The 13,069-nt window shown below is 71.0% G+C and carries 13 protein-coding genes and 3 tRNA genes; 7 read left to right on the top strand and 9 right to left on the bottom strand.

From position 1 onward, the window contains the following. Positions 1-46: 46 nt before the first annotated feature. A complete protein-coding gene (locus HD595_RS20110; RefSeq protein WP_253771226.1) occupies positions 47-934 on the top strand; it encodes a LysR family transcriptional regulator in 888 nt (295 codons plus the stop codon). 9 nt (positions 935-943) lie between these two features. Here HD595_RS20110 and HD595_RS20105 read toward each other — a convergent pair whose 3' ends face one another. The 4 genes from HD595_RS20105 to HD595_RS20090 form a co-directional block, all read right to left on the bottom strand. Next, positions 944-1,582 (bottom strand): NAD(P)-dependent oxidoreductase, encoded by a 639-nt coding sequence (locus tag HD595_RS20105; protein ID WP_253771224.1) that lies wholly within the window; start codon positions 1,580-1,582, stop codon positions 944-946. An 84-nt stretch (positions 1,583-1,666) separates the two neighbouring features. Next, positions 1,667-2,551, bottom strand: coding sequence for an RNA polymerase sigma factor SigJ (sigJ, locus tag HD595_RS20100; protein ID WP_253771222.1), 885 nt, complete (start codon positions 2,549-2,551; stop codon positions 1,667-1,669). Positions 2,552-2,622: 71 nt separating this feature from the next. Further along, positions 2,623-3,921: a TolB-like translocation protein gene (locus HD595_RS20095; protein WP_253771220.1), complete on the bottom strand. Its 1,299-nt coding sequence runs from the start codon at positions 3,919-3,921 to the stop codon at positions 2,623-2,625. Beyond that, on the bottom strand, positions 3,921-4,796 hold the full coding sequence (locus HD595_RS20090; RefSeq protein ID WP_253771218.1) for a hypothetical protein: 876 nt from the start codon (positions 4,794-4,796) through the stop codon (positions 3,921-3,923). The genes HD595_RS20095 and HD595_RS20090 overlap by 1 nt, the downstream gene beginning before the upstream one ends. Before the next feature lie 250 nt (positions 4,797-5,046). Here HD595_RS20090 and HD595_RS20085 point away from each other — a divergent pair, with 250 nt between their 5' ends. The 3 genes from HD595_RS20085 (at position 5,047) to HD595_RS20075 (ending at position 7,671) form a co-directional block, all read left to right on the top strand. After that, complete coding sequence (locus tag HD595_RS20085; RefSeq protein WP_308211192.1) at positions 5,047-5,781, top strand: RNA polymerase sigma factor; 735 nt, start codon at positions 5,047-5,049, stop codon at positions 5,779-5,781. Continuing rightward, positions 5,778-6,719, top strand: coding sequence for a CU044_5270 family protein (locus HD595_RS20080; protein WP_253771216.1), 942 nt, complete (start codon positions 5,778-5,780; stop codon positions 6,717-6,719). Before HD595_RS20085 ends, HD595_RS20080 begins: the two co-directional genes overlap by 4 nt. A 145-nt stretch (positions 6,720-6,864) precedes the next feature. After that, a complete protein-coding gene (locus HD595_RS20075) occupies positions 6,865-7,671 on the top strand; it encodes a hypothetical protein (RefSeq protein WP_253771214.1) in 807 nt (268 codons plus the stop codon). Between the two features lie 144 nt (positions 7,672-7,815). On the opposite strand, the gene HD595_RS20070 is transcribed toward HD595_RS20075, so the two are convergent. From HD595_RS20070 to HD595_RS20055, 4 genes are all read right to left on the bottom strand, one after another. Next, a tRNA-Phe gene (locus HD595_RS20070) sits at positions 7,816-7,889 on the bottom strand. Between the two features lie 5 nt (positions 7,890-7,894). Beyond that, positions 7,895-7,969: transfer RNA gene (locus HD595_RS20065), tRNA-Asp, on the bottom strand. Between the two features lie 100 nt (positions 7,970-8,069). Beyond that, positions 8,070-8,142, bottom strand: a tRNA-Glu gene (locus HD595_RS20060). Then, positions 8,143-9,642, bottom strand: a complete 1,500-nt coding sequence (locus HD595_RS20055; RefSeq protein ID WP_253771212.1) for a metallophosphoesterase family protein — start codon at positions 9,640-9,642, stop codon at positions 8,143-8,145. Between the two features lie 93 nt (positions 9,643-9,735). Here HD595_RS20055 and HD595_RS20050 point away from each other — a divergent pair, with 93 nt between their 5' ends. Together HD595_RS20050 and HD595_RS20045 are read left to right on the top strand one after the other, a co-directional pair. After that, positions 9,736-10,086 carry a metallopeptidase family protein gene (locus HD595_RS20050; RefSeq protein ID WP_301309543.1) on the top strand — a complete coding sequence of 117 codons (351 nt, stop codon included), beginning with the start codon at positions 9,736-9,738 and terminating at the stop codon, positions 10,084-10,086. Between the two features lie 110 nt (positions 10,087-10,196). Further along, positions 10,197-11,480, top strand: a complete 1,284-nt coding sequence (locus HD595_RS20045) for an MFS transporter (protein WP_308211191.1) — start codon at positions 10,197-10,199, stop codon at positions 11,478-11,480. On the opposite strand, the gene HD595_RS20040 is transcribed toward HD595_RS20045, so the two are convergent. Beyond that, entirely contained in the window at positions 11,481-11,786 is a 306-nt protein-coding gene (locus HD595_RS20040; protein WP_253771206.1) for a PspC domain-containing protein, read from the bottom strand. Between the two features lie 104 nt (positions 11,787-11,890). Here HD595_RS20040 and HD595_RS20035 point away from each other — a divergent pair, with 104 nt between their 5' ends. Further along, entirely contained in the window at positions 11,891-13,045 is a 1,155-nt protein-coding gene (locus HD595_RS20035; RefSeq protein WP_253771204.1) for an acyl-CoA dehydrogenase family protein, read from the top strand. The last annotated feature ends 24 nt before the right edge of the window (positions 13,046-13,069 follow it).

The following is a 13,069-nucleotide window of genomic DNA, read 5'->3' as shown; positions in this document are numbered from 1 at the left end:
GTCTCGCAACGGTGCGTCAATCGCGACTTAACGTTCCAGAGGAATCATGGAGCTGCGTGACATCGAGATCTTTCTGACCCTGGCGGAGGAGCTGCACTTCGGGCGCACGGCCGAGCGGATGCACCTCACCTCCGCCCGGATCAGCCAGGCGATCAAGAAGCAGGAGCGCGACCTCGGCGGCCCGCTGTTCGAGCGGAACAGCCGCAGCGTGCGGCTGACGCCCCTCGGCCGCCAGCTCCGCGACGAGCTCCAGCCGATCCGCCTCGCCCTGCGCGACACCATGCGGCGGGCGCGGGCCGCCGCCACCGGAGTCACGGCCACGCTCCGCGTCGGCACGATGAACGGCAACGGCCACGACCTGCGCCCGTACTGGGACGCCTTCCACGCCCGCCACCCGCGGTGGGAGCTGCGTTTCCGGCACGCGCCCTTCGTGGACCCCTTCGGCGGGCTGCGCAGGGGCGAGATCGACGTCCTCATCGCCTGGCTGCCCATCGCGGAGCCCGACCTGGTCATGGGGCCGGTCCTGTTCAGCGACTCCCGGGTGCTGGCCGTGGCCCTCGACCATCCGCTCGCCGCGCGGCCGTCCGTCACGGTCGAGAGCATCGCCGACTTCCGGCACTCCGGCACGACGTCGGTCCCCGACTACTGGGAGTCGGCCTTCGTCCCCTTCCACACCCCCGGTGGACGTCCCATCGAACGCGGCCCGCTCGTCACCTCCGCCGACGACATCATGACCCTGGTCAGCACCGGCGAGATCGTCAACGTCTTCCCTGCGCACACCGCCCGCTACTGGCCCCGGCCCGACGTGCTCTGGCTGCCCCTCACCGGCCTGGAACGGTTCGCCTTCGGCATGGTGTGGCGCGGCGAGGCGGAGAACGACGTCATCCGTGCCCTGGCCGCCGTCGTCCGCGACCTGGGCACCTCCGCGTTCTGAGCGGGGAGGTCAGTTGCCGATCGCCAACGCCGCGTGCAGAGGGCCGCGCTCGTCCAGGCAGCGCAGCACGCAGTCGGCCAGGTCGGCCCGCGACACCCGCACGCCGCCGCGCACGTTCCGGTCGATCGCGCTGCGGTAGGAGCCGGTACGCGGCCCCTCGGTGAGCTGGGGCGGGCGGACGATCGTCCAGTCGAGCCTGCTCGCCCGCACGAGGTCCTCCATGCGGCGCATGTCGGCGAAGGCGTGCCTGAGGACGCGGCTGAGGATGGGCTTGGCCACCAGGCGGGTGAGCGGCCCGTCGCCCTCCCTGACGAAGCCGCTCGCGCTGACCGCGACGAGCCGGCGCACCTCCTCGGCCGCCATCGCCTCCATGATCGAGGCGATGGAGTCGGCGCACACGGTGGTGGGGCCGCTGCCGCGCGGGCCGATGGCCGACACGACCGCGTCGTGTCCCGCGACGGCCGGCCGGATCGCCGCGGGGTCCATGACGTCCGCCCTGACCACGGTGAGGCGCGGACCGCCGAGGTTGTGGCGCTCCAGCGCGGCGGGGTCCCTGACCACGGCCGTCACCTCGTGCCCGGCGTGCAGCGCCTGCCCGACCACCCGCCATCCGGTGCGCCCCGTGGCGCCGAACACAGTGATTCTCATGATGACGCACCCTCGGCTAGTGAGTACTAACTAACCTCTTCAGGATGGGTGAGTACTCACTAACCTGTCAACTCCGGCGCGGGTTCAGTCGTCCAGCGCCGTGAGATCGAGCGCGTCCAGCCGCTCGGGGTCGGACAGCACGTCGATGGCGACGATCCGGCCGTCCGTGACCGTGAACGCCATGGTGGACACCCGCCGTCCCTCCACCGTGACGACCACACCCGCCGCCCCGTTGATCAGCACCGGCCGGGCGAACGGCGAGAGCCGGCCGAACGTGACCGCCTGCGCGGCCACCGCCCGGGCGCCGGAGATCAGCACCGTGTGACGGGCACGCGCGGTGCCGCCGTCCGACCGCAGCACGACGTCCGGGTGCAGCGCCGACACCAGCGCGTCGAAGTCGCCGTCGCGGGCCGCGGCCAGGAACGCGTTCACCACGTCGCGCTGCCGTCCGAGGTCCGGGTCGGGCGAGGGCGCCTGGCCCCGCACCCGGCGGCGCGCCCGGCTCGCGAGCTGCCTCGCCGCGGCCGGCGACCGCTCGATCATCGGCGCGATCTCCTCGAACGGCACGGCGAACATGTCGTGCAGCACGAACGCGAGCCGCTCGGCCGGCGTCAGCGTCTCCAGCACCACCAGCATCGCCAGCCCGACCGAGTCGGACAGCACCGCCTCGTGCTCCGGGTCGCCGCCCTCCTCCGGGCCGATGATCGGATCGGGGACCCGCACGTCGAGCGGGTCCTCGCGCCGGTGCTCGCGCGAGCGCAGCACGTTCAGGCACACCCGGGCCACCACGGTGGTCAGCCACGCCCCGAGGTTGTCCACCTCGCGGGTGTCGGCGCGGTCGAGCCGCAGCCACGCGTCCTGCACGGCGTCCTCGGCCTCGCTCACCGAGCCGAGCATCCGGTAGGCCACCGCCCGCAGATGCGGCCGTTCCTCCTCGAAACGCCTGGTCAGCCAGTCCCGTTCGTCCACCGTGTCACGTTCCTCTCTCGCAGGTACGAACGGTAGACCCGCGGGACGCGACGGATGTGACGGGGACCCGGTCACGTGCAGCCGGCGAATCTCACCTCCTGACTGTTCGCCGGAACCAGGGCGGGGACGGGGACGGCCCGGCCGGTGCCGATGTCCACCCGGTAGAAGCGGCTGGGCCCGTAGCCGGTCGTGCCGACCACGACGGTGTCGGCGTCGGCCCAGCACGCGAGCCACCGCAGCCTCGCGGCCGCGGGCAGACCCAGGTCCAGACGGCCGGTGCGGCGGCCGTGCCTGGTCAACCGGTTCCGCTCGTAGTCGAGTTCGATCCACGTCCTCCCGTCGGGGGACAGGTCGCCCTCGTCCGGGCGTCCCGCTGCGTCGAAGAGGACGCCGCCGCGAAGGTCCACCGCCCGGACGCGCTCCCCGGTGTCGAGCAGCAGGCCCCGCCCACTGGGCAGCCAGCCGATCGGCGACGCCGCCCCCGCCACACGCCGCCGCCGTCCGTCCCAGACGTAGACCTTCTCCTCGTACGTGAACGCGAGGCGGCGCCCGTCCGGCGAGAGGAACAGGGTGCCGTCAGGGGCGCCATCACTTCGCGACACCGTGCTGATCTTCCCTGACGGCAGGTCGTACAGCACCAGCGCGCGCTCCTCGCGGCTCTGATAGGCGAGCCTGCGGCCGTCGGCGCTGATCCGCAGGTCCTCGGGGGCGGCGTCCTCGACGGCCAGCCGCCGGCCCGGTCCGGTGACGACCACCCAGTGGCCCTCCTCGGTGGAGCCACTCTCGGCGTCCTCGACGAGATAGGCGTACCGGATCGTTTCTCCCGTGGCGCCGCGCAGGGGTAGGAGCGGCGCGTAGGGAAGGGCGACGGAGACCCGGCCTCCCAGGTCCCAGCGCATCCAGGTGTCCGAGGCCGAGCAGCAGGCCAGCACGGCGGCGAGGACGACGAAGCACACGATCAGCGAGCGGATCCCGTCCGGACCCGGCTCCCGTCCGGCCGATGCGGGAAGGTCCGCCGTCACGGCCCGCAACGCGGCGGCGCTCTCGGCGCCCAGAACCCGGAGCCCTTTCTCGGCCGCCCGCCGCACGGCTTTCCTGCTCCGGCCGCACAGGTAGGCGGTCTCCTGCTCGCTCCAGCCGTCATGGTGCAGGGCGACCAGAACGGCCCGCTGGAAACGGGACAGCCCCTTTCCCCAGTCGGGTTCCGGCCAGAAACGAAAACGACTGAGATAAAGGCGATAAAGGACGAAAAATGAGTTTTTGGAGTGGAGTTTGGCGTTCAGTGCCTTGGCCGCCATCCGCTCGGCGTCCGGCGTGCGCCCGACCAGCAGCGACGCCGTACGGCGGACCGGCCCCGACCACTCGGACATCACCGCACCCTCCCGAACGCGATCGGTTCGACCTCCGGGATGCCGGTCGAGGAGACCTCGCCCGTCCTCGCGTCGACGGCCACGTACTCCTCGTCGTCCTCGTCCAGCTCGACCAGGGTGTCGTCGTCCGCCCACCGCGCGCCGACGTACCGGCCGCCGGGCACCACCAGCGTCTTCCGTCCGGTCGCCGTCTCGTGCACGGCGTCGCCGTCGAGGTATCGCCGCAGATCCGGCGACATGCCGTCGGGGGCGTTCTCCTCCGACCGGAAGCGGGTCGCCGTGCCGTCGAAGCGGACGATGTCGATCGCGACATCGGCGCCGTAGCACCCCGAACTGCCCATCAGCCTGTCGGCGGTCAGCCCGTACGCCCAGCACACCTCGTCGAGGCTCCGCGTCCGCCCCGTCTCGAAGTCGGCGACGTACGTCCGGCGGTTCTCGCTGGTGGAGACGGCGAAACGGCGGCCGTCGGACGAGCTGACCACCGAGGTGATCCCGGCGATCTCCTCCGCGGTCAGGCGCGGCGTGATCGGCCGGACGGCGCCGGAACGCAGGTCCTTGACCAGGTACCGGAGCCGCCCCACGTCGAGGTAGGCGACGCGGTGCCCGTCCGGGGTGATCTCGATGGGGACCACGCCGTCGTCATCCGCCTCCGCGGGCCGGATCCGGTTGACGGCGCCGGCGAGCCGGATGCCCACGCCGTACGGCACGTGCAGCGTCCACCCCACGCACTCGATGCGCGTCTCCTCCGCGAGCTGCGACGCGAGTGATTCGTCCGGCTCACCCGGGCACTCCGCGGCCTCGCCGTAGGTGACCGCCTGAACGTTGCGCCCGGACACCCCCTGGCAGGAGAACAGAACCAGAAAGACCGCGGCCACGGACGCCCATAATCGGACACGTCGCCAACGCGAGAGTTTCGCCCACGGATGCGCCACGGAAAACAGTGAATCCAGAATTGATCACGAACACGTCAACACCGCGAAATCCCTTCGCGGCGTATCCACCGATCGGCTGCGGTCGCCGGCTCCGCGTACGCGACCGACCTCCCCAGACCCGCGCCGGCAAGCGGCTGACCGTCACGAGCCTCGCCCGCTGGAACCCGCTTCGCGCATCCGGATAAGTACGGTCGTGACATCCATTCCACACGGAGAACCCCCCATAGCGGGCCGGAGCGTCCGCCTCGCGGGCTCCGTCCAGTCGCGAACACCCTCCTGGGCGGACGCGTCAGAGCCGGCTCCCGCAGAGGTCCCGACGGAGGCCCCGGCGGAGGCCCCGGCGGCGGTCGACGAGCCGGACCGGCCGGAGGACTCGGCGGTCATCAGAGCGTCGCTGCGCGATCCTGAGCGTTTCGCCGAGCTGTTCGACCGGCATGCCGCCGTACTGCACCGCTACGTCGTCCGGCGCCTCGGCCCGGCCCACGCGGAGGACGTGGTGGCCGAGACCTTCACCAGGGCCTTCGAGAAGCGGCACAAGTACGCGTTCGACCGCGCGGACGCCCTGCCCTGGCTGTACGGCATCACCACCAACATCATCGGCAGTCACCGGAGAGCGGAGACACGCGGATACCGGGCCCTGGCCCGGACGGGCGAGGACCCCGTGGCGGCGGCCTTCGACGAGCGCGTGGTCGCCCGGCTCTCCGCCTCGGCGACCCGGGACCGCCTCGCGGCGGCCCTGGCCAAGCTGGGGCGGGACCAGCGCGACGTGCTGCTGCTGATCGCCTGGGGCGACCTCAGTTACGAGGAGACGGCACGGGCGCTGGACGTGCCCGTCGGCACCGTGCGGTCCCGCCTGTCGCGCGCCCGCCGCAAGATCGCCCATGCCCTGGGCGGCAGCAACCCGACCGACGTCATCGAGGAGGCATGATGAACGACCTGGACCTGGACCTGGTCCGCGACCTGCGCTCACAGGTACGGCAGAGCGAGGCGGGCGACCTGCACGGCGCCCGGCGGCGACTGCTGGCCGCGATGGCCCCCGAACCGCGCCGCCGCCGGCTCCCCCGTCCGGTGCTGCGCGTCGCCGCCGTAGGAGCCCTCGGCATCACGATCGCGGCCGGCGTCACGGTGGCGCAGAACCTCCCCACGGCCGGCCCGGGTAAGGGGACCGCCGGCGCCCCGGCGTGGCTGTCCGTCGCCAACGCCGAGACCCTGGCCAAGCGCGCGACGGCGGCGGCGGCCCACCAGCCGGACGTCTACCCGCGGGACGACCAGTGGGTCTACGTCAAATGGGACTTCTACGGATCGCCCAAGTTCGCGAACGAGCAGAGCGAGAAGGTTTCGCGGTACACCACCGAATGGTGGGTCCGGGGCGACGGCAAGAAGAGGGCTCTGCGGAAGGAAGGCAGCACGACGCTCGAGAGACGCTCAGGCGGGGAGGACCCCCGCCTCCGGCTCGACCCCGCCTACCTGCGCTCGCTCCCGCTGGAGCCGTCCGCCTTGCTGGAACGCCTCACGAAGGACGCCAGGGAGATTCCCGTGCCCCGGGCACAGGCGGTGTTCATCCATACCAAGCTCATCCTTGAGCAAGGCGCTCCGCCGGCTCGCCTGCGCGCCGCTCTCTACACCGTCCTGTCGCGACTGGACGGCGTCGGCGTGGAGAGGGTGCGCGACCTCCTCGACCGGGAGGGAGTGGGGATCTACATGGACGACGAGGACACACGCCGGGAAGTCATCATCGACCCGAACACCTATGCCCTGCTCGGCGGACGCACCGTCCATCTCGGCGGGTCGCCCGAGGGCGAGGTGATGTTGTCCGTGGCCCAGGTGGCCACCGGCATCGTCGACGAGGCGGGCGACGTCCCGTAACCCGGACACGGACGCGAGGTCGGCCGGGGATGTACGAGGGCTGTCCCCGGCCGCCTCGGCATGTGACCACCTCTGCGCCGGTGCGGCTGATACGCCCCTTTGGTCGCGTCCTCCATGCCCTGCCGGCTGATGGAGAATCTGCGGCATGGACGCGGTAACGCTGCACACGGCGGCACGTCGGTACCTGATGGAGCGCTACGACGAGTTGGAGGACGAGTACGCCGCGCTGCCCGACGAGGGACGGTCCGCATTCGGATACTCCTACCGTCGCGAAGCCTGGCGCATCTTCCCTCGCTACAACGTGATCGCAGCGATCCTGGAACACGTGGAACGGCTCGATCCAGACCGGCTGCCCGAGTTCGCCGACCTCGTCGACGCCCTGTCCGAGGCGGCCGAAACGGCCCAGTCGCCGTTCACACAACCGGCATCGAACAGGACCGAGGCCAAGGCGATGGCCGAGGAACGCCGGCTGTTTCAGTCGATCCTGCAAGACTGGGCAACGCGGGCCGACCTTCCGGTGGAACCGCTGCCGTACAGACGCGTGTTGACGCCCGCCGAGTCGGCGGAACGACAGAAACAGTTGCGGCAGCGATGGGGGCTGGTGGGCAGGTCGTGGCACCCCATGCTCGCCGAGCCGACTCCACCCGACGTGCTCGTGCTGATGGAGGCGTCGATGTGGAGCGAACAGGCACTCGCCCAGGTACGCGCCGCACTACACGACATGAGCGGCGGCCGTGTGACAGAACTCCGCGAGTACGGCGCGGACTACCTCGTGGATGTAGAGATGTTCGCACCTCACTACACCGGCGCCGAGGGCGTGTGGAGCGATGACACGCTCACCTGGATCGCGTTCGCCTCCCACGAGGGAACGGTCGCCTTCGGCGGCCGGCTCGCCGCCGCCCTCGAAGCGGAGTGGACCGAGCTCGACCGGTGGCGCTGGCAGGGGCTCTGAAGCCTGCGAAGGGGGCCTGGCTCGCCATGACGCTTCGCATGCTGGTCACGAGCGCGACGTGCTCCCGCTCACTCGTCCTCGCCAGAACGCGAAAACGCCCCGGAGCGATTGAACGCTTCGGGGCATCTTGGTTGTTCAAGAAGGTGGTCAGGGGCAGGGTCGAACTGCCGACCTTCCGCTTTTCAGGCGGACGCTCGTACCAACTGAGCTACCTGACCCAGAGCGGTCCTGACGGGACTTGAACCCGCGACCTCCACCTTGACAGGGTGGCGAGCACTCCAAACTGCTCTACAGGACCTTGCTTGTCTTGCTGTTCTTGCCTTGCGACTCGCTTAGCTTACCAGTTCTTCGGAGGTCTTCGACCTGCCGTTTCCCCGGTAGCGCCAGGCGCTTCGCGGTGCCCCCAACGGGATTCGAACCCGTGCCGCCGCCTTGAAAGGGCGGTGTCCTAGGCCGCTAGACGATGGGGGCTCAGGTTTCCCTGTCGCCTTCCGTCGGAGACCTCTGAAGCATAGGGGACGATTGCCCCTGATGCCAAAGTGGCGGGCCGGCGGCCGGCGTTCGCGCGCCGCTCACGGTCCCCGATGGTGTCGGGGTGTTCGTCGGCGCTGGGGAAATCATACGTCCCGGGTTCTCCTCCACGTGACGCTGGATGTACACCGATTGCTCCCCCAGCCCGCCGAGGGTGATGTCGTCCCAGGCCCGCAGGCGTTTCGTCTCCCGGTCGAAGTACAGGACGGACGCCTGCACGGGAGTCGGCTCGGCGTGTTCGAGGGCGCGCAGGCCGGCGCCGCCCGTGGAGCCCTGGACGAGGACGCGCGTGCCCGTGGGCAGCATGGTGGTGGACCGGGCGTGCGCGTGGCCGGCGAGGACCATCGGGGTGGCGCCGGAGAAGCCGCGGCCGATGATCCCGTCGTGGACCGCCACCAGGTCCGGCTTGCCGGCCTTGGCGAGGTGGTCGCGTCCCCATTGCTCCAGCTTGGCGGGGTCGGAGTCGACAGCCACCGACTTGTCCGGGGTGAAGCGCGGGTCGCCGAGGCCGTAGATGGTCAGGCCGCCGACGGTCTGCGACCTGTCGTCGAGCACGACGGCGTTCTTCTGCTTCGCGACGGCCTTCTGGGTGGTCATGGAGTCGTGGTTGCCGCGGATGTAGACGTACGGGACGCCGAGCCGGCCGATCTCCTCCACGAACTTGTTCTCGGGCTTGGTGCCGTGGTCGGAGATGTCGCCCGTGTCGATGATCATGTCGGCGGCGAACTGGTCCTTCAGGGACCGGATCACGTTCCAGGCGAGCGGGTTGAGGTGGATGTCCGAGACGTGGAGCACCCGGATCGAGCGCGGGTCGCTGTCGTACAGCGGCAGCGTCGAGACCGTGTCGTACAGCTTCGAGACGTTCGTCACGAGCTTGGTGAGCTGCGACCGGTACGACTCGAACTTCGTCACGATCGACTCCGCGCTGCCCACCAGCGACGGCGCGGCGGCGATCAGGCCGGAGTAGCGCGGCTCGACCAGCGAGTTCGGCCGGAACGTGAACGCGGCCAGCGCGCCCGTGCCGGCGAGCCCGACCGCGGCGGCCAGCAGGCCGAGCAGCGCGACCTTGGGCCGCCTGAACACCAGCACCCCCGCCACCAGCGCCCCGGCCCCCGCGCAGAGCAGCGAGCGGATCACCAGGGCGCGCACGCCGTCGAGCAGGTCGCGCTCGATGATGCCGGGCAGCCGGTCGGCCAGGCGCGGGTCCTCGATGAGGGCCTTGGCGCGCTCCTGGTCGATGTTCTCCAGGGTGATGCGCAGCCGCAGCGGCGCGTCGTGGGTGTGGAAGGCGAGCGTGCCCAACGGGCTCGCGTCGACGACCGTCTCGCCGCGCCAGGCCGGGCGCAGCGACATGCCGGTCTCGACGGGGCCCACCTGGGCCCGTACGGTGCCGCTGAGGAAGATGCCGAGCCAGGCGCCGACGGCCGCGACGACGAGCACGGCCGCGATCCTCGACGCTCTGGACGCGACGACTGTCCGGAGGATGCGAGCGACGTTCATGGGGTGACGTGCCTACCCGCCTCGCGAGGCAGAATGGCATCTGTGATCGAGGTTACGCGGGAGAAGTTCGAGGAGCTCGTCTCCGAGGCGCTGGACACGATCCCTCCCGAGCTGACCCGCGTCATGAGCAACGTCGTCGTCACGGTGGTGGACGATCCGCCCCAACCCAACCTTCTGGGCCTGTACACCGGAATTCCCCTTACCGAGCGTGGCGACTGGTACTCAGCGGTTCTTCCCGACCGGATCGAGATCTACCGCAATGCGATCTGCCGGGTCTGCGACACCGAGGAGCAGGTCGTACGGGAGGTGCGGATCACGGTGGTGCACGAGGTGGGGCACCACTTCGGCATCGACGACGCGCGCCTGCACGAGCTGGGCTGGTGACCCGGAGGGCGCCGGTTGTCCTCTTCTGCTTGCGGTACGTGGCCTGATCAGGCACCTTAGGTGACGTACTGAATACTCAGAGTCAGGCACAGCGGAGTCCAATGGGGGCCATGCGGACGCGACGGCTGCCGGGACGGCATCGCCGTGCTGAAGATCACCAAGCCACCTACGGCGAGGTCCTCGCCATCGGCGAGTTCCGGGCCCTCTGGTACGGCCAGGGCCTGTCGCTCCTCGGCGACCAGCTCGCCCAGGTGGCCCTCGCCGTCCTCGTCTACGACCGCACCGGGTCGCCGCTCGCCACCGCCGCCGTCTACGCGCTGACCTACCTGCCGTCGATCGCCGGCGGCCCGCTGCTGGCCGGGCTGGCCGACCGGTTCGCCCGCCGGGGCGTCATGCTGGCCTGCGACCTGCTGCGCGCGGTCCTGGTGGCCGTCATGGCCCTGCCGGGCATGCCGTTCCCGGTGCTGTGCGCCCTGGTGTTCCTGGTGGTGCTGCTCGGCGCGCCGTTCTCGGCGGCGCGGGCGGCGTTGCTGCCGGAGGTGCTGGAGGGCGACCGGTACGTCGTGGGCACGGCGCTGCAGAACATGACGAACCAGGCGGTCCAGATGCTCGGCTTCGCCGCGGGCGGCGCGGTGATCGCCACGCTGGGCCCGTACCGCGCGCTGGCGCTCGACGCGGCGACGTTCCTCGGCTCGGCGCTGATCCTGGTCTCGGGGGTACGGCGGCGGCCGTCGGCGGCGCCCGAGGGCGAGCGGCCGTCCATGTGGGCGATGACGAGGGAGGGCGCGCGGCTGGTCTTCGGCGACAAGGGGCTGCGCACGCTGGTGATGTTCGCCTGGCTGTGCGGGTTCTACGTGCTGCCGGAGGGGCTGGCCGCGCCGTACGCGGCGACCCTGGCGACCGACGCGCTGCCCGCCCCGGTGGTCACCGGGCTGCTGATGGCGGCGATGCCGACGGGCACGGTGCTGGGGGCGTTCCTGTTCAGCAGGTTCGTCTCGCCGTCGCGGCGGTTGCGGCTGATGGGCTGGATGGCGGTGCTGAGCTGCCTGCCGCTGGCGGTCAGCGCGCTGCGGCCGCCGCTGGTCGTGGTGCTGGCGGCCTGGGTCCTGTCGGGGGTGGGCGGGGCCTACCAGCTCGCGGCCAACGCCGCGTTCGTGCAGCGGGTGCCGGCCGAGCGGCGCGGGCAGGCGTTCGGGCTGGCGCAGTCGGGGCTGATGGCCGCGCAGGGCGCCGGGATCCTCGTGGGCGGCCTGGCCGCCGAGAGACTCGGCCCGGAGCTCGTGGTGGCGCTGGCCGGCGTCATGGGAGTGACGTGCGCGGCCGCGCTGGCCATGCTCTGGACCGAGTCCCGGACTGACGGCCCCCGCCGGGTCCGCGCCTCGGCGCCCACCTGATCACTGCTGGGGCTTCTGCTCGTCGTCCCAGGAGGCGGGGGTGCTGGTGCTGGTCTGCCAGGTGGACTTGGCCTGCTGCTTGGCCAGCACGTCCTGGACGATCGAGGTGTCCCTGCCCTGCTCCGGCATGAGCAGCCAGCCGATCGCGTACAGGCCGACCCCCACCCCGCCGAAGAGCGTCGCCACCGCGAGCGCGATGCGCACCAGGTTGGCGTCGACGCCGAGGTACTCCCCGACGCCCGAGCAGACGCCGCCGATGATCCTGCCGTCGTGAGTCCTGCGCAACTGCTTGATGTTGTCGTTCATGTCTCAAGAGTGCCTCCGCGGCCCTCTTTGGCACATCGGGAATCACCCTGTAGAAACCCTGGTAGCCCCTTACGTGTAGGCGCTGGTGCGAGGAGAGGATCCCGATGGACGACCTGCTGCGCGTGGACGACCGGCTCAACGGTGATCAGCGGCTGATCCGGGACACGGTGGCCTCGTTCGTGTCCGACCGGGTCCTGCCGCACGTGGCCGGCTGGTTCGAGGAGGGCGTGTTCCCGGCGCGCGAGCTGGCCCCCGAGCTGGGCTCGCTCGGGCTGCTCGGCATGCACCTGGAGGGGTACGGCTGCGCCGGCACCGACGCCGTGTCGTACGGCGTGGCCTGCCGCGAGCTGGAGGCCGGTGACTCGGGGCTGCGCTCGTTCGTGTCGGTGCAGGGCTCGCTGGCCATGTTCCCCATCTGGCGGTACGGCTCCGACGAGCAGAAAGAGGAGTGGCTGCCCCGGATGGCGGCCGGCGAGGCGATCGGCTGCTTCGGCCTGACCGAGCCCGACCACGGCTCCGACCCGGCCGGCATGCGCACCTACGCCAAGCGCGACGGGTCCGACTGGATCCTCAACGGCTCCAAGATGTGGATCACCAACGGCTCGGTCGCCGACGTCGCCGTCGTGTGGGCGCAGACCGACGAGGGCATCCGCGGCTTCGTCGTGCCGACCGACACGCCGGGCTTCTCCGCCCCCGAGATCCACCGCAAGCTGTCCCTGAGGGCCTCGGTGACGTCGTCCCTGTACTTCGACGACGTCCGTCTGCCGGGCTCGGCCGTCCTGCCCGGGGTGACGGGCCTGAAGGGCCCGCTGTCGTGCCTGTCGGAGGCGCGCTTCGGCATCCTGTGGGGGGTCGTGGGCGCGGCGCGCGCGTGCCTGGAGGCCGCGGTGGAGTACGCGAAGACGCGCGTGCAGTTCGGCAAGCCGATCGGGTCGTTCCAGCTCACGCAGGAGAAGCTCGCGTGGATGTACGTGGGCATGGCGCAGGCGTCGCTGACCGCGTTCCACCTGGGCGAGCTCAAGGACGCGGGACGCCTGGAGCCGAAGCAGGTCAGCTTCGGCAAGCTGGCGAACGTGCGCGCGGCCCTGGACATCGCCCGGGAGGCGCGCTCGGTCCTGGGCGGCAACGGGATCACCCTGGAGTATCCGGTCATCCGGCACATGAACAACCTGGAGAGCGTGCTCACGTACGAGGGCACGCAGGAGGTCCACCTGCTGACGCTGGGCAAGGCGCTCACGGGGCTCGACGCGTTCCGCTGAGCCCGCCTCGTCGCGCTGCGGGCA

The organism is Nonomuraea roseoviolacea subsp. carminata (genome assembly GCF_024172185.1).
GTDB classification, from domain to species: domain Bacteria; phylum Actinomycetota; class Actinomycetes; order Streptosporangiales; family Streptosporangiaceae; genus Nonomuraea; species Nonomuraea roseoviolacea.
This window is presented reverse-complemented; position numbering and strand designations above follow the sequence as displayed.